This is a genomic window from Streptomyces sp. AC550_RSS872 (assembly GCF_019049285.1).
Lineage (GTDB): Bacteria > Actinomycetota > Actinomycetes > Streptomycetales > Streptomycetaceae > Streptomyces.
Map to the genome: position 1 here is coordinate 152800 of NZ_JAGMUL010000152.1, position 15655 is coordinate 168454.

The 15655-nt window shown below is 71.4% G+C and carries 14 protein-coding genes and 1 pseudogene; 4 read left to right on the forward strand and 11 right to left on the reverse strand.

All coding sequences use genetic code 11. The annotated features are described in order from the left end of the window. Positions 1–7: 7 nt before the first annotated feature. The 4 genes from KUM44_RS38065 to KUM44_RS38080 all read right to left on the reverse strand — a co-directional run bounded on the left by KUM44_RS38065 (position 8) and on the right by KUM44_RS38080 (position 2685). The gene (locus KUM44_RS38065) at positions 8–1213 is read right to left on the reverse strand and encodes a GDSL-type esterase/lipase family protein (protein WP_217214333.1); all 1206 of its coding nucleotides are present in this window, start codon (positions 1211–1213) and stop codon (positions 8–10) included. 17 nt (positions 1214–1230) lie between these two features. Then, a complete protein-coding gene (locus KUM44_RS38070; RefSeq protein ID WP_217214334.1) occupies positions 1231–1809 on the reverse strand; it encodes a TetR/AcrR family transcriptional regulator in 579 nt (192 codons plus the stop codon). A gap of 153 nt (positions 1810–1962) precedes the next feature. Beyond that, positions 1963–2445, reverse strand: coding sequence for a GNAT family N-acetyltransferase (locus KUM44_RS38075; protein WP_217214335.1), 483 nt, complete (start codon positions 2443–2445; stop codon positions 1963–1965). Positions 2446–2511: 66 nt separating this feature from the next. After that, on the reverse strand, positions 2512–2685 hold the full coding sequence (locus KUM44_RS38080; RefSeq protein ID WP_107122756.1) for a hypothetical protein: 174 nt from the start codon (positions 2683–2685) through the stop codon (positions 2512–2514). Positions 2686–3158: 473 nt separating this feature from the next. Between KUM44_RS38080 and KUM44_RS38085 the strand changes: the two genes are divergently transcribed. After that, a complete protein-coding gene (locus tag KUM44_RS38085; protein ID WP_217214336.1) occupies positions 3159–3554 on the forward strand; it encodes a hypothetical protein in 396 nt (131 codons plus the stop codon). Between the two features lie 25 nt (positions 3555–3579). Continuing rightward, positions 3580–4380, forward strand: a complete 801-nt coding sequence (locus tag KUM44_RS38090; protein ID WP_217214337.1) for an SDR family oxidoreductase — start codon at positions 3580–3582, stop codon at positions 4378–4380. An 84-nt stretch (positions 4381–4464) separates the two neighbouring features. On the opposite strand, the gene KUM44_RS38095 is transcribed toward KUM44_RS38090, so the two are convergent. The 6 genes and pseudogenes from KUM44_RS38095 to KUM44_RS38115 all read right to left on the reverse strand — a co-directional run bounded on the left by KUM44_RS38095 (position 4465) and on the right by KUM44_RS38115 (position 11233). Next, on the reverse strand, positions 4465–5982 hold the full coding sequence (locus KUM44_RS38095; protein WP_217214338.1) for an SDR family NAD(P)-dependent oxidoreductase: 1518 nt from the start codon (positions 5980–5982) through the stop codon (positions 4465–4467). 123 nt (positions 5983–6105) lie between these two features. Further along, entirely contained in the window at positions 6106–7443 is a 1338-nt protein-coding gene (locus KUM44_RS38100) for a wax ester/triacylglycerol synthase family O-acyltransferase (protein WP_217214339.1), read from the reverse strand. Between the two features lie 145 nt (positions 7444–7588). Next, positions 7589–7899 (reverse strand): annotated as a pseudogene (locus KUM44_RS46315) (glycoside hydrolase family 2); the annotation flags it as partial. 110 nt (positions 7900–8009) lie between these two features. Next, positions 8010–9230: a glucose-1-phosphate adenylyltransferase gene (glgC, locus tag KUM44_RS38105; RefSeq protein ID WP_217214340.1), complete on the reverse strand. Its 1221-nt coding sequence runs from the start codon at positions 9228–9230 to the stop codon at positions 8010–8012. Between the two features lie 51 nt (positions 9231–9281). Further along, on the reverse strand, positions 9282–10442 hold the full coding sequence (gene glgA, locus KUM44_RS38110; protein ID WP_217214341.1) for a glycogen synthase: 1161 nt from the start codon (positions 10440–10442) through the stop codon (positions 9282–9284). A 41-nt stretch (positions 10443–10483) separates the two neighbouring features. After that, entirely contained in the window at positions 10484–11233 is a 750-nt protein-coding gene (locus tag KUM44_RS38115; RefSeq protein ID WP_308402818.1) for a (2Fe-2S)-binding protein, read from the reverse strand. Between the two features lie 228 nt (positions 11234–11461). Between KUM44_RS38115 and KUM44_RS38120 the strand changes: the two genes are divergently transcribed. Beyond that, positions 11462–12634 (forward strand): DMT family transporter, encoded by a 1173-nt coding sequence (locus tag KUM44_RS38120; RefSeq protein WP_217214343.1) that lies wholly within the window; start codon positions 11462–11464, stop codon positions 12632–12634. On the opposite strand, the gene KUM44_RS38125 is transcribed toward KUM44_RS38120, so the two are convergent. Next, entirely contained in the window at positions 12624–13805 is a 1182-nt protein-coding gene (locus KUM44_RS38125; RefSeq protein WP_217214357.1) for a transglycosylase family protein, read from the reverse strand. The genes KUM44_RS38120 and KUM44_RS38125 overlap by 11 nt on opposite strands. Before the next feature lie 316 nt (positions 13806–14121). Between KUM44_RS38125 and gndA the strand changes: the two genes are divergently transcribed. Then, positions 14122–15561 (forward strand): NADP-dependent phosphogluconate dehydrogenase, encoded by a 1440-nt coding sequence (gene gndA / locus KUM44_RS38130; protein ID WP_217214344.1) that lies wholly within the window; start codon positions 14122–14124, stop codon positions 15559–15561. The last annotated feature ends 94 nt before the right edge of the window (positions 15562–15655 follow it).

Consider the following 15655-nt stretch of genomic DNA (forward strand, 5'->3'; position numbering starts at 1 on the left):
TCCCTGATCATCTCCCCCCGGCGAAGGGCCCGTCGCCGGTGAACGCCAGCCGCGCGAAGCGCTCTCCGATGCGGCGGTGGGTGGCGGCGTCCGGGTGGAGGCCGTCGGGCAGGGGCAGTTCGGCGAAGTCGGTCTCGCCGTAGAGCTCGCGGCCGTCGAGGTGGTGCAGGTTCGGGTCGTCGGCCGCCCGCTGCTTCACGATGCGGGAGAGCTCGTCCCGGATGACGCCCAGGGTCAGTTTGCCGCTCGCGCGTTCCGCCGGGTCACCGAGGGCGACGAACCGCAGCCGGCCGTTGCTCATGCCGCTGAAGTCCGGGGCGCAGGGGCCAGGTGTGTCCTCGTGGATGGGGCACAGGATGGGCGACACGACGAGCAGCGGGGTCGTCGGGTGACCTTCCCGGATCGTGTCGAGGAAGCCGTGGACCGCGGGGCCGAAGGCACGCAGCCGCATCAGGTCGGCGTTGACCAGATTGATGCCGATCTTGACGCTGATCAGGTCGGCGGGGGTGTCGCGCAGGGTGCGGGCGGTGAACGGGTCGAGCAGGGCACTTCCGGCCAGCCCCAGATTGATCAGCTCCACGCCGCCGAGGGAGGCGGCGAGCGCGGGCCAGATGCCGGTGGGGCTCGCGGCGTCGGATCCATGGCTGATCGAGCTGCCGTGGTGCAGCCACACCCTGTGGCCCGGACCGCGCGCGGGCTCGACGGGGGCGTCGGTGCGCAGGGCGATCAGCTCGGTGGTCTCGTTGTGCGGCAGCCAGATCTCGACGTCCTTGTCGCCGTCGGGCAGCCCGGTGAAGCGGACGGTGCCGGCCGGGCCGGGCCGCTGCTCGGCGGTTCCGGCGGTCATGTCGAGGGTCACGACGTTGCCACCGGTCACGCTGCCCTGTCCTGCGGGGCGGCCGTCGACGATCAGGTCGTACATGCCGTCGGGGCGGGGCGGCGCCCCCACGTAGGCGCGCTTGGTGCGCAGTGCGTCCAGTTCGACGGCGGTGGCCCGGGTGCGGAACGCCAGCCGTACGCCGGAGGGCTGCGACTCGGCCATGGCCAGCTGTCCGTCGGTGTTCTGGGCGCGGGCCCGGGCGGGCAGCCGGTGCGGCAGCACTCCGTGCTCGGTGTGCTCGATGTCCAGGGCGCCGCGCAGGAGGGCGGCGGTGAGGCGCGTGGTGATCCAGTCGTGCTCGGTGTCGCGCTCGGTGTCGCGGTCGGCGTCCATGTGTCCTCCGTCTGTCGTCAACGGGTGGGCTCGGCGGGCCAGTTGCGCAGCAGGGTGTCGAGGGCGTCCAGGATCCGGGTCCAGGTCTCCTCGGAGTCGGGGGCGCTGTGACTGAAGCCGCCCGCGACCTCCAGGTCGGCGTAGCCGTGGAAGACGCTGCCCAGCAGCCGCACGGCGTGGGTCGCGTCCGGCTCGGCCAGGTCGTAGCCGCGCAGGATCGCCCGGGTCATCTGCGCGTGCCGGACGCCCGCACTGGCCGCCGCCGTCTCGGGGTCGAGCCGCATCCGCGCGGCGGCGGCCCGGCCGGGGTGCTCGCGGCCGTAGTCGCGGTAGACGTTCGCGAAGGCGACCAGGGCGTCCTTGCCGGCCCGGCCCGCGATGGCGTCGGCGGCCCGGTCGGCCAGCTCCTCCAGCGCGAAGAGCGAGATCCGCGTCTTGAGGTCCTGGGAGTTCTTCACATGCGAGTACAGGCTCGCGACCTTGACCTCGAACCGCCGGGCGAGCTCCGACGCGGTCACCTGCTCGAAGCCGATCTCGTCGGCCAGCTCCGCACCTGCGCGGACCAGGCGTTCCGTGGTCAGTCCTACGCGTGCCACAACAGTCCTCCCGTTCGCCGTAAGCGATTATGCATTTACCTAAGCCGTTTAGGCAAACAGGGAGAACTTAAGGCACCCGGCTAAAGACGTCACGGCGTCCGAGACGAGGCAGGGGCGAGGCACGGCTCGGCTCGGCTCGGCTCGGCTCGGCACCTAAAGCGCCCGGTACATGATGTGCAGGCCCACCCGCCCGTGCCGGGGATGGTCGAACGCCTCCGGGACCGTGCCGAGAATCGTGAAGCCGAGGGAGGCCCACAGGCGCACGGCCGGGTTGGTCTCGACGACCGCGTTGAAGACCATGCCCCGATAGCCCTCGACCTTGGCCACGACCAGCAGATGCTCGGCGAGCGCACGGCCGATGCCGCGCCCGCCGTGGTCGGGGTCGACCATGAAGCCGGCGTTGGCGACAGCGGCGGCGGGTCCACCGTAGTTGGGGGTGAGGTAGGCGGAGGCGACGACGACTCCGGCGTCGTCCTCGACGACGTGGACGCTCTTGGCCGGGTTCATCCACAAGGCCCGGGCGGCACCTTCGGAGGTGTCCGGGTCCCACGCGTAGGTTTCGCCGGCGGCGACGATCCGGTGCCAGAAAGACCAAATCCGCGGCCAGTCGTCGGCCGCGGCTTCTCTGATCAGCATGGGCGTGAGTCTCGCACGCCCATGCGTCCGGCGATCGCGAAGGGCTCTGCCCCGTCGGTCGACCCGTCAGTCGACGCTGGGCAGGATGTGGGGCTCGGCGAGGTCGTCCTCGTAGCCCGCCAGGCGGATGGGGGCGGACCTGGCCCACACGTCGAGACTGCCGATCTCCTTGGACCGGCGGCCCGCGCGCTCCGTGCGTTCCTTGGGGCGCTGTTCGCGATTCGTCTGCTCAGGTGTCACCGCGCACTCCTTTTGTGTCGGATCACCCTCGGGGCCAGGCCGGTCCAGTCTGCGGTCCGGTGCTTGACGCCCGCTCGGGTCTTACTCAAAGTCGGCTCGGACGCGGTGGCGCCGGTGCACTGGTGCGAGAGCAGGCCGTTGTGCACCGGCTTGTCCCGGGACGGACCGTGGGTGTGGGTTGGGACCCTGTCGTGCTGCCCGTCCGCTACAGACTAACCAAATGAGCGGGTGCCCGCTCGATGGGGCTGCAAACAAGGTGTAACTATCCGGAGTCGACCGGATTTCACCTGCCCGCCATCTCCTGTTTTGCCGGGAATCACAGCATTTAACAGTCACTCGTTCGGCTCAACGCCCTCGCATCAGCCGGCGCCGGACCCCAGCACGCCGCGCAGTTCAGGTCCTGTTGGCCGAATCGCAAGGCGGCCATGATCTGCTGACGGACGGCAACGGCTGTCCGGCGGGAGGACTGACGCATGGAGCTGCGCAGTGTCGAAGAGCTGATGGATCTGCTGTACGCCTGCCCGCACCAGCCCGCGCTGCGCACCGCCGCGCTGCTGCGCCGCAGCCGCCCCGCCGACAAGGAACTCCAAGTGGCGGGCCTGGTCCACGACATCGGGCAGTTGCTGTGCCCCGGCGACGAGATCCGCCGTAGGGAGCGTTCGGCCGAAGCCGTACGGCCGCTGCTCGGCGAACGCGTCCGCCGCCTCGTGGGCCGCCACGACCCCGGCACCGACGAAGACGGGCTGCGCCTGCGCATGGCGATCGAGGAGAGCCGGGCCACCTGGTTCGACGCCGGGGTCCTGGAGGACTGGCGCACGGTCCTGGAGCTGGTGGCGGAACGGCACTCGCGTCTCGGGGCTGTTGACTGACGGCCCGTCATGAGACGGTACGGCGATGACGTCGTCGTACGGACTCCGGGGCAGGGCCGCCGTCGTCACGGGCGGTACGCGCGGCATCGGCCGAGCGGTCGCCGAGCAACTGGCGCAGGCCGGTGCGCTCGTGTGCGTGACCGCGCGGGACGCCGACGAGGTGCGTCGGACGGCCGCCGAGCTGGGCGGTGTGGGTGCGGTCGGCAGCGTGGCCGACCCGGACCACCTGCGGGCGGTCGTGGACCTGACCTTGCGCGAGTTCGGCCGGATCGACGTGGTCGTGAACAACGCGGCGACCAATCTGCCGTACGGCCCGCTCATGGACGTCGACCCGCTGTCGTGGCGCGAGTCCTTCACCGTGAACGTCGAGGCACCGCTGCGACTCGTGCAGTGCGCCTGGCGGGCCTGGATGCGCGATCACGGCGGCGCGGTGGTCAACATCTGCACCGAGGGCGCCACCCATGTCGGCCCCCACATCGGCGCCTACGGCACCAGCAAGGCGGCACTCCTCCACCTGACCCAGCAGCTGGCGGGGGAACTGGCCCCGAAGGTGCGGGTCAATTCCGTCTCCCCCGGGCTGGTCCGCACGGAGATGGCACGGTTCGTGTGGGAACCGCGCGAGGAGGAGGCGGCCGCAGGGCTACCGCTGGGCCGGCTCGGCGAGCCGGACGACATCGCCCGTGCCGTGGTGTGGCTGGCGTCGGAGGAGGCGCGATGGGTGACGGGAGCGGACCTGCTGGTGGACGGCGGGACACGGGTCCGAGCGGCCTTCGGTTCCCAGGCATACGCGGTGCATGAAGGCCTACGGGCCCACCGGCCAACCTAGGGGCGCGGGGCTGAGTCGATTTGCGGCTCCGCCGCGTGGGCGCGACCAGCCACACCACACCCGCAGCCGCCGTACCAGCCCGGCCTACCACTTACCGGGCGCGTAATCCTTCAGAAAGACCCCGTACACGTCCTCCCCCGCCTCACCCCGCACGATCGGGTCGTACACCCGAGCCGCCCCGTCCACCAGGTCAAGCGGAGCATGGAACCCCTCCTCCGCAAGCCGCAGCTTGTCGAAGTGAGGCCGCTCGTCCGTGATCCAGCCGGTGTCGACGGACGTCATCAGGATGCCGTCGCTCTGGAACATCTCCTGCGCACTGGTCCGCGTGACCATGTTCATCGCGGCCTTGGCGGCATTCGTGTTCGGATGCCCCGCACCCTTGTAGCCGCGCCCGAAGACACCCTCCATCGCGGAGACGTTCACGACGTAGGCCCGCCCGCTCGCCGCCTTCTTCGCGGCGTCGGCCATCGCCGGCCGCAGCTTGCTGATCAGGATGAACGGCGCCGTGTAGTTGCACAGCTGGGTCTCGAGGAGCTCCACCGGGGAGATCTGCTCGATGGTCTGCACCCAGGTGTTGCTGTCGACGACGTCGGGCACGAGCCCGCCCGCATCGATCGCGGTGCCGTCGAGGTGCCGGGCGACGCTGGCGTTGCCCGCGACCAGGGCGAGGTCGGCGACCTTCTGGGCGTCGAGGCCACTGGTGCCCAGCGGAAGCGCGGCGAGGCCGTCGACCGCGCCGGAGTTGAAGGCGCCGATGACGTGGTGGGCGGGGAGTTCGCCGGCGGGCAGCGGGGCGCTCTCGCCGTCGACCAGGGCGGCGTAGGCGGAGGGCAGCCGGCGTACGGTCTGCGTGGCGTTGTTGACGAGGATGTCGAGGGGACCGGCATCGGCGACCTGGTCGGCCAGGGCGACGGCCTGGGCCGGGTCGCGCAGGTCGATGCCGACGACCTCCAGGCGGTGCATCCAGTCGCCGGAGTCGTCCATGGCCTTGAAGCGGCGGATGGCGTCCTTCGGGAAGCGCGTGGTGATCGTCGTGTGTGCGCCGTCGCGCAGCAGCCTGAGCGCGATGTACATGCCGATCTTGGCGCGGCCGCCGGTGAGCAGGGCGCGCTTGCCGCTGAGGTCGGCGCCGGCGTCGCGCTTGGCCCGGTTCAGGGCGGCGCAGTCCGGACAGAGCTGGTGGTAGAAGTAGTCGACTTCCACGTACCGGGTCTTGCAGGTGTAGCAGGAGCGCGGGCGCTGGAGTATCCCCGCGATCTTGCCGGCCTCGGTGGCCGACGACGGCAGGATGCCCTCGGTCTCGTCGTCGATGCGCTGCGCTGAGCCGGTCGCCGTGGCCTCCGTGACCGCCTTGTCGTGGGCGGTCTTGGCGGCTCGGCGCTCCTGGCGGCGGCGCTGCTTGACGGTGCGGTAGATCCCGGCGGTGGCCCGGCGCACGGTGATCGCGTCGGGGTGGTCGACCTCCAGCCTGTCGAGCTCGTCCAGCACGCTCAGGCACACGGCGAGCCGCTCCGGGTCGATGCCGGGGCCGTACACGACGTCGTCACCGGGCTCGTGCACGACCTCGTTCGTGGTCGCCGGGCCTTCCTCTGTCACCGTCATCGCGCTGCCGTTTCCCTGATCACCCGAGCGGCGCTCCGACCGCGCCCGCTTTCGAACGGGGAATTGTACGGAGCGCCGGGTCACTCCTCCAAAATCCGGCGAAGGAAACCCAGGAGCCGGGGCTCAGGGAGCACAGGCGGCGATCAGCGACTCCACCTCCTCGGAGACGGCCCTGGCCAGCACGTCGAGATCCGGTACGGCCTCGGCGTCGGCGACGAGCCCGTAGTGGACGCGGCCTCGGTACGTCGAGATCGCGATTGCCAGGGACTGGCCGCGGGCGAGCGGGGCGAACGGGAAGACCTCGGTGACCTGGTGGCCGCCGAGCTTCAGGGCGATGCCGGGCAGCGGCACGCTGGTCACCAGGATGTCGAACCAGAGCCGGGCGGCCTGGCCGACCAGCGGTCCGCCGATGCGGTGGCCGAGCGCCGGGACGTGGTCGGCGAGCAGGGCGACGGCGCCCGCACCCCGGTTGGGGCCGGCGTCCTTGTTGCGGTCCATGGCGGTGCGGACCGTGGCGAGGCGGCGCAGTGGGTCGGGGTCGTCGACCGGAAGCCGTATCAGGTAACCCGAGAGCCGGTTGCCCTGTGGGTGCGCGGTGCGGGGCCGACGCTTGGAGACGGGGATCAGGGCGCGGGGCGCGACACCCTCGCTGCCGTCGCCGCGCTCGTCGAGCCAGCGGCGCAGGGCGCCCGCGACGACGGCGATCAGGACGTCGTTGACGGTGCCGCCGACGGCCTTGCGGACCACGTGCACATCGTCGATGTCCACGACGACCCCGGCGGTACGGCGGGTTCCGCTCGGCTCGGCGACCAGCGCGGACGACGAGCGCATGCCCAGGGTCGACACGGCGACGGAGGCGCCGATGTCCAGGGCCCGGCCGACGTCCGACAGGGCGCCGCGCACCAGACCCGGCAGCCTGCGCACATCCGCAAGGCCACGGCCGCGGGGCTCCTCGGGGCGGGGCTTGCGCGCGGGCATGTCCATGGGGTCCAGGACAGCGGCGGCGAGGGTCAGGGCCCGCAGTCCGTCGGCGAGGGCGTGGTGGAACTTGAACAGCACGGCGAAGGACACGCCGTCCTCTCCCGGCAGCACATGCGCCTCCCACGGCGGCCGGCCGCGCTCCAGCGGGCGCTCCATGAGCCGGCCCGCGACCGCCTGGAAGTCGGCGGTCGGGGCGTGCAGCCGGACGTGGTCGAGCGGATCGAAGTCCGGTGCGGGCTCGCGGGTGGCTCCGCCGAACGAGAACGGCTGGAGGAGGCCGACCGGCTGCCAGGCGTCCCGGATACGCATCCGCAGTCCCGGCACGGCGGCGGCACGGGCGGCGAGCAGGTCGGCCGCGTGGGCGCCGGCGGTGGGCGAGTGCGCCGCGAAGACGCCCAGCGCGCCGAGGTGCATGGGGTGTTCCGCGGACTCGATGTTCCAGAACGCCAGGTCGAGAGGTGCGAGCAGGTCGGAAGTCAATGGCTTGCCTCGCGTCGACGAAGGGTGGACCAGCAGTCAATCGCCCACTGGCGATTACAGTCAAGTACGATCAAGCTACGCTCAGTTAACGGCAGATTAAGTCCCGCCCCTCACGAAAGGGGCGGGACTCATGGTGCATATGAGGTCACTTCAGCACGGGTAGCGGCACCGGGCATCCCGACGGTGTCACCCGGGAGGCGTCATGGATGAGCCCTTCGTGAGCGGGCCTGACCCGTTCCGTGTCCGGTTTGAGCACGGCGCGGTCGTAGGTCGGAAGCCCGTTCAGCTCACCCTCGACGTCCGTGATCCGGGTGTACACGGCACCGTCACGTCGACGTACGACTGCTGCACCGACCAGGTCGCCGGCGTTCCGTCGGCCCCGAGGTTCAGCCCCGACGGGTTGTTGACCAGCCGGGTCGGGTCCCAGGCCTTCGCCTGTTCGGCGACGCGGCCGATGGGCCTCGGCGCTCGGCCTCGGCCCGTCCGTGTGATCCGGGGCGACCGGGTCCCTCCACACCGTCTGCCGGATGCCGGAGGACGGCGTGTCCGCCCCCCACCTCGCGCGGTTACGGGACCTGCTGTCCCTTGCCCAGCGCGATCACCCCGCCCTTGGAGACGGTGTACAGCTCCGCGTCCCGCTCCGGGTTGACGCCGATCGTCGCGCCCGGCGGCACCTCGAGGTTCTTGTCCAGCACGGCACCCCGCACGACCGCGCCCCGCCCGATGCGCACGTTGTCGTGCAGCACCGCCCCCTGCACCACCGCCCCCGGGTCCACCACGACGCCCGGCGACAGCACGGACCGCGTGACCTGGCCGCGTATGAGGCACCCGGCGCTGATGATGGACTCACTGGCCATGCCGCCCGCGTTGAAGCGGGCCGGGGAGAGCTGGCCCGAGTGGGTGTAGATGGGCCAGCTGCGGTTGTAGAGGTTGAAGGCGGGGCGCTCGGCGATCAGGTCCATGTGCGCCTCGTAGTACGCGTCCAGGGTGCCGACGTCCCGCCAGTAGCCCCGGTCACGGTTGGTCTCGCCGGGGACGTGGTTGGCGCTGAAGTCGTAGAGCTGCGCCTCGCCCCGGGCGGTGAGCTGGGGCAGGATCGAACCGCCCATGTCGTGCACGGAGTTCTCGTCCTCGGCGTCCCGCTGGAGCGCCTCGACGAGGGTCTTGGTGGTGAAGAGGTAGTTGCCCATCGAGGCGAAGACGGTCTCCGGGTCGTCCGGGAGGCCGGGCGGGTCGGCGGGCTTCTCCAGGAAGCGCTCCACGGTGAGTCCGTCCGAGCCGGGGCTGATCACGCCGAACGACGACGACTCGCCCCGCGGCACGCGGATGCCCGCCACCGTCACGCCCGCGCCGCTCTCGATGTGCTGGGCGAGCATCTGGCGCGGGTCCATGCGGTACACGTGGTCGGCGCCGAACACCGCGACGTACTCGGGGCGTTCGTCGTAGACCAGGTTCAGGGACTGGAGAATCGCGTCCGCGCTGCCCAGGTACCAGCGCGGGCCGAGGCGCTGCTGGGCCGGGACCGGGGTGACGTAGTTGCCGAGCAGGCTGGACATCCGCCAGGTCGTGGTGATGTGCCGGTCCAGCGAGTGCGACTTGTACTGCGTGAGGACGCAGATGCGCAGGATGTCGGCGTTGACGAGGTTGGAGAGGACGAAATCGACCAGGCGATACGTTCCTCCGAAGGTGACCGCTGGTTTCGCCCGGTCCGCGGTCAGGGGCATCAGGCGTTTGCCTTCTCCGCCCGCCAGCACGATTCCGAGCACCGAAGGTCCGCCACGACGCATGGCCGCTCCCCTCACCGTGGTTGATGCCAGCCTGCCCCTGAGCAACGCGCGCTAAGCCTGTTTGAGGATCTCCTCGTAGAGCCGGACCGTCCGCCTCGCCACCGCGTCCCAGCCGAACTCCCCCACCGCGCGCTCCCGTCCGGCCTCCCCCATCCGGCGGGCCGTCTCCGGGTCGCCGACGACCGAGTCCAGGGCTCGCGCGAGGCCGGCCTCGAAGACCTCGGCGTCGTCGTCCAGCGGGACGAGCAGGCCGGTCTTGCCGTCGTCGACGACCTCCGGGATGCCTCCGACCCGCGAGGCCACCACGGGGGTTCCGCAGGCCATCGCCTCCAGGTTGACGATGCCGAGCGGCTCGTACACCGAGGGGCAGACGAACACGGCGGCGTGCGTGAGGAGTTGGATGACCTCCGGGCGGGGCAGCATCTGCGGGATCCAGTGGACGCCCTCGCGGACCCGGCTCAGCTCCTGGTAGAGGTCGCGGAACTCCTGGTCGATCTCGGGGGTGTCGGGGGCGCCGGCGCACAGCACGACCTGTGCGGCCGGGTCGATGTCCCGTACCGCGCGCAGCAGGTGGGGAACGCCCTTCTGGCGGGTGATGCGGCCGACGAAGAGGACGTACGGGCGGTCGGCGTCGAGGCCGAAGCGGGCGAGGACGTCGGTGCGGTGGTCGGGCCGGTAGAGGGTGGTGTCGATGCCGTTGTGGACGACGTGGACGCGGCCCGGGTCGAGCGCCGGATAGCAGCTGAGGATGTCCTCGCGCATGGCCCCGGAGACGGCGACGACCGCGTCGGCGGACTCGACCGCGGTGCGCTCGGCCCAGCTGGACAGGGCGTATCCGCCGCCGAGTTGCTCGGCCTTCCACGGGCGCAGCGGCTCCAGCGAGTGGGCGGTCATCACATGCGGGATGCCGTACTGGAGCTTGCCGAGGTGGCCGGCGAGGTTGGCGTACCAGGTGTGGGAGTGGACTAGTTCGCGGCCTTCGAGTCCTGCGGCCATGGCGAGGTCCACGGAGAAGGTACGCAGCGCGTCGTTGGCGGTGTCGAGCGCGGACCACGGGCGGTGGCGCTGCACGCCGACCCCGCGGCCCTCGCCCCAGCAGTGCACCTCGAGGTCGACCAGGTCCCTCAACTCCCGGGCGAGGAACTCGACATGGACACCCGCGCCGCCGTACACGTCCGGCGGGTACTCCCGGGTCAGCAGTCCCACACGCACCCGGAACCCCCTGTTCTCAGCGGCTGGTTGCCCTTTCATGGTCACCCAGATGTGGCGCGTGGGGAAGAGCGCGGGGGTCGCGGGAAACAACAGTCACCGCACACGCCCCCGCCCGGCACGCGGTAGTAGAGGCAGCAGCTGCGGCGGCGGAACGCGGTCCCGGTGCGGCTGCCGGTGTCGGCCAGCAGGGGGTGGGCGAAGAGTTCCCCGGTCAGGTCACGGGCTCGGGCGGCGACGTCCGTACGGCTGTGGGCGCGCGCCCACTGGTCCAGCTGCCGGGCCGCGCCCGCGAGCGCCGAGCCCGCGTTGCCCCACAGCAGGCCGGGGGCGACGCGGTAGCGGGTGTGCAGGGCTGCGTTCAGGCGTTCCAGGTGGGCGTGCAGGACCGCCTCCGCCACGGTCGCCGGGGCGGCGGCCGCGTCAGTCGGCAGCGGGTGTACCTCGCTGAGCCACAGGTCGTCCGGGGCGCTGCCCTCGGGGTCCCAGTGCAGCAGACGCGGATCGAGGTCGGGGATGCGGCCGTACAGGGCGGCGCAGCCGAGCGCCACCGACCACAGCCGCGCCGCGAGGCCCTGCTGGGCGATGGAGGCGGCGATCCGCGGCTCGGGGGCGTGCAGGGCGTTCGCGACTTTCCGGACGCGGAGGCCCAGAGGATCTCCCTGAGGGTCCGACGGGGGTTCTCCGTAGGTCTCCGCCAGGGTCGGCAGTGGCCGAAATGCTCCCGCTGTCGTGTGTAGTACGAAGAAGCCGCCGAGCGGCCGGAGCACGGCGAGGTCGGGGTCGAGTTCCACGAAGAGCAGTAGTACCAAGGCCTGTCGGGGTCATCACCTCGGGGTCTCCCCCCGGGGTCACCCGCCTGGGGGATGAGACCGGCGCCGGAATACTCCATCGGCAGTACGACACAGTGCGTGCTCTGGTACGACGACGGGAAGAGCTTTTCGCGGCATCGTGTTGGTTATGAGAGCCGACCGTTCGCCGCGCCGGGGTCACCACCCCTGCCTCACGCAGAGGAGCAGCTCATGAGTGCCCTCGCGTTGTCCGTGCTGCTGTCGCTCGTCTCCGCCGTCGCGTACGCGGGCGGGGCGATCGTACAGGAGCGTGTCGCGGTGTCCTCCCCGGGTCAGCAGTTCGCGCCGATGCGTCGGCCGGGCTGGTGGGCGGCGGTCGCGCTGAACGGCCTCGGCGGTCTGCTGCACGTGGTGGCGCTGGCTTTCGGTCCGCTGAGCCTGGTGCAGCCGCTGGGTGCCCTGACGATCGTGTTCGCGCTGCCGATGGCGGCGCTGTTCGTGGGCCGCAGGGCCGGGTCGACGGCCTGGCGAGGCGCGATCATGGCGACCGTGGGTCTCGCCGGGCTGCTGTCCCTGGTCGGCTCCTCGGAGTCGCAGTCGCTGGCCACCGCCGAGCGGGTGGGCGTGGCCCTGGTGACCGGCGGCATCGTCGTGGCGCTGATGATCGCGGGCCGGGCGGCCCACCGTCATCCTGCGGTGCGCAGCACGCTGCTCGCGACCGGGTCCGGCATAGCCTTCGGCATGTCCTCGGTGTTCACGAAGGTCGTCGCGGTGGACTGGAACGGCGGCGTGTCGATGGCCGACGTGCCCGCCCTGGCGACGATAGGCGTCTTCGCGACGGCCGGCATGCTGCTGTCCCAGGCGGCCTACCGGGGTGCGGGACTCGCGGCGCCGCTGGCCACGCTGACGGTCGTGAACCCGGTGGTGGCGGCCGCGGTCGGCATCACGATGTTCGGCGAGACCTTCAGGTACGGCACCACGGGCACCCTGCTCGCCCTGGGCTGCGGTGTGGTGGCGGCGGGCGGCCTGATCCTGCTGACGACGGAGCGGATCGCACGTACGGAGACCGAGGCGGAGGTGGCGCTTCCCACGGCGGTGCACACCGAGGAGGCCCTGGTCGAGCCGGTCCTGGCCGTTCCTGCCCTGGAGGCGGTGCCCGCCGCGGAGCTGCTCGGCGGCCTTTCGGAGCAGGTCGGCACGAGGGACCACGAGGACATCGTCGTACCGGACGGGATCGAGGAGCTCCTCATTCCGGCGCAGGTCGCGCAGGGGCCGTACGAGGACGCCGAGCAACCGCTCCCCGAGCACCAGGAAGCCCCGAACCTCTACGGACCCTTCTATGGCGGCCCCTACGTCCCGATGCTGCCGGTCGTCGACCGGCACCGGATGCGCGTCAAATCCTGACGCCGCCGGCCCTGAGGTAGGCCACCGGGTCGATGTCGGAACCGAAACCGGGCCCCGTCCGCACCTCGAAGTGCAGATGCGGGCCCGTGCTGTTGCCCGTGGACCCGGAGCGGCCGATGCGCTGACCGGCGCCCACCGCCTGCCCGTCCTTCACGGAGATCGCCGAGAGATGGGCGTACTGGCTGTAGCGTCCGTCGGCGTGCCGGATCACCACCTGGTAGCCGAAGGACCCCTCCCACCCGGCGCTCACCACCCGCCCGGCGCCGACGGCCTGCACGGAGGTACCGGTGGGCACGGCGAAGTCGACGCCCGTGTGGTAGCCCTTCGACCACAGGCCACCGGCCTTGCGGTACGGCGTGCCGGTGGACGCGCTCACCGGGGCGACCAGCGAGCGGCTGCTCGTGGTGGCCTGTTCCTGCCGGCCGGAAGGGGGCTTCTCGGGGGTCGCCCGGGGCTTGGGCTTGGGCTTGGGCTTGGCTTCGGGCGTGGCCGTCGGCCTGTCCGTCGTCGTGGCGGCCTTGCCGCGCAGCGCGAGCCGCTGGCCCGGCAGGATCACGTCGGGGTCGGCGCCGACGGTCTTCCGGTTCGCGGCGTACAGACCCCGCCAACCGCCCCGGACCTTCTCCGACTCGGCGATCCCGGAGAGCGTGTCGCCGTGGACCACGGTGTACATCTCGGCGGTGCCCGCCCGTGACTGGGGCGTGGTCTGCGGCTGGACGTCCTGGACGGAGGTCTTCTGACCCCTGCGGCCGGTGTCGCGGGTGCCGGCCGGGTGGATGCCGGGGGTGTCCCCGCCCCGGGTCAGCCCGGCCTTCACCGAGCAGACCGGCCAGGCGCCGGGTCCCTGGCCGTCGAGGACCTTCTCGGCCACGGCTATCTGCTGGTCCTTGGTGGCCAGATCCGCGCGCGCCGCGTACCGCGGGCCGCCGTAGGCCTCCCACGTCGACTGGGCGAACTGGAGCCCGCCGTAGTAGCCGTTGCCGGTGTTGACGTCCCAGCGGTTGGTCGACTCGCACGCGGCGACCTTGTTCCAGGTGCTCACGTCGGCCGCCTGCGCGGTACCGGTGCCGATGAAGGGAAGCGCCATCCCGGCGCCGCCCGCGGTGACGGTGAGCGAGGCGCGGTTGATCCTGTTCGGCTGGTACCGGCGGTGCCGACCGCGTACGGCCATGACGGAGCCCCCCATTTGACATGCGTCAGGAGGGGCAAAAGTAAGCGCTGCGAACAGGCCATGACAAGACGGCAATTCAGCCGCTTGTTCCGTCCAAGTGGCGTGGAACCGGCGCACGTTGCCCGGCATCCGAACGGCGCCCGAACGCCGCCGGGACGGCTGAGTGCGCCGGGGCCTTCCGTGCGTATCTGCCTGCGCGACATCGCGCCACCCCGGATATGCGGTCGGGATACCGGCACGTCAGGATGGACGATGGGGCAATACTGGCGGGCATGACCGGCACCGCTGATATATCGAGGTCACTAGGAGCCAACGCATGAGCACTTCGGCGCAGATCGGCGTCACGGGTCTCGCGGTCATGGGCCGCAATCTCGCCCGCAACTTCGCCCGCAACGGCTACACGGTCGCGGTCCACAACCGGACGCCGGCGCGCACGCGGGCGCTGGTGGAGGAGTTCGGGAGCGAGGGCGAGTTCATCGCGGCCGAGTCCGCCAAGGACTTCGTGGCGGCGCTGGAGCGCCCGCGGCGGCTGGTCATCATGGTGAAGGCCGGTGAGCCGACCGACGCGGTGATCCAGGAGTTCGCGCCGCTCCTGGAGCCCGGCGACATGATCATCGACGGTGGCAACGCGCACTTCGCCGACACCCGGCGCCGGGAGCGCGATCTGCGCGAGCAGGGCATCCACTTCGTCGGCATGGGCGTCTCCGGTGGCGAGGAGGGCGCGCTGCACGGGCCGAGCATCATGCCGGGCGGCCCGAAGGAGTCGTACGACTCGCTGGGCCCGATGCTGGAGAAGATCTCCGCGAAGGCGAAGGACGGCGCGCCCTGCGTGACACACGTCGGCCCGGACGGTGCGGGGCACTTCGTGAAGATGGTGCACAACGGCATCGAGTACGCCGACATGCAGCTCATCGGCGAGGCGTACCAGCTGCTGCGCGACGTCGCCGGGTACGAGCCCGCGCAGATCGCGGAGATCTTCCGGACCTGGAACCAGGGCCGTCTCGACTCCTACCTGATCGAGATCACCGCCGAGGTCCTGTCGCACGTGGACGCGGCGACGGGCAAGCCGTTCGTGGACGTGGTCGTCGACCAGGCGGAGCAGAAGGGCACGGGACGATGGACCGTGCAGATCGCGCTGGACCTGGGTGTCCCGGTGTCCGGCATCGCGGAGGCGGTCTTCGCCCGCTCCCTCTCCGGGCACGCGGCGCTGCGTGACGCGTCCCGCGGGCTGGCCGGGCCCAAGGCGTCACCGCTGAGCGAGGCGGAGGCGGGGGCGTTCGCCGACCGGGTGGAGCAGGCGCTGTACGCGTCGAAGATCGTGTCGTACACGCAGGGCTTCCACGAGATCGACGCGGCACGCGCTGAGTACGACTGGGACATCGACCTGGGCGCGGTCTCGGCGATCTGGCGCGGCGGCTGCATCATCCGCGCGGCGTTCCTGGACCGGATCCGCGCGGCGTACGACGCCCGCGCCGATCTGCCGAGCCTGCTGTCCGACGACACGTTCGCGCAGGAGATCGCCGCGGCGCAGGACGACTGGCGTGAGGTGATCATCGCGGCGACCCGCCAGGGTGTGCCGACGCCGGGCTTCGCGGCGGCCCTCGCCTACTACGACGCCCTGCGCGCCGAGCGACTGCCCGCGGCACTGACGCAGGGGCAGCGCGACTACTTCGGCGCGCACACGTACCGGCGCACCGACCGGGACGGTTCGTTCCACACGCTGTGGGGCGGGGACCGGTCGGAGGTCGCCGGCTAGGTGTATTGACCCGCAGGGTTGTTCACGCGGGTGATGGGTGGGTGGCCGCCGAGTGCGGTGTGGCAGCGGTGGTGGTTGTAGGTGTGCAGGAAGT

Bases quoted from the DNA above. Each gene is read 5' to 3' on its own strand.
- KUM44_RS38065 (WP_217214333.1), bottom strand. From the start codon at position 1,213: ATGGACGCCGACCGCGACACCGAGCGCGACACCGAGCACGACTGGATC.
- KUM44_RS38075 (WP_217214335.1), bottom strand. From the start codon at position 2,445: ATGCTGATCAGAGAAGCCGCGGCCGACGACTGGCCGCGGATTTGGTCT.
- KUM44_RS38085 (WP_217214336.1), top strand. From the start codon at position 3,159: ATGGAGCTGCGCAGTGTCGAAGAGCTGATGGATCTGCTGTACGCCTGC.
- KUM44_RS38090 (WP_217214337.1), top strand. From the start codon at position 3,580: ATGACGTCGTCGTACGGACTCCGGGGCAGGGCCGCCGTCGTCACGGGC.
- KUM44_RS38095 (WP_217214338.1), bottom strand. From the start codon at position 5,982: ATGACGGTGACAGAGGAAGGCCCGGCGACCACGAACGAGGTCGTGCAC.
- glgC (WP_217214340.1), bottom strand. From the start codon at position 9,230: ATGCGTCGTGGCGGACCTTCGGTGCTCGGAATCGTGCTGGCGGGCGGA.
- KUM44_RS38120 (WP_217214343.1), top strand. From the start codon at position 11,462: ATGAGTGCCCTCGCGTTGTCCGTGCTGCTGTCGCTCGTCTCCGCCGTC.
- KUM44_RS38125 (WP_217214357.1), bottom strand. From the start codon at position 13,805: ATGGCCGTACGCGGTCGGCACCGCCGGTACCAGCCGAACAGGATCAAC.
- gndA (WP_217214344.1), top strand. From the start codon at position 14,122: ATGAGCACTTCGGCGCAGATCGGCGTCACGGGTCTCGCGGTCATGGGC.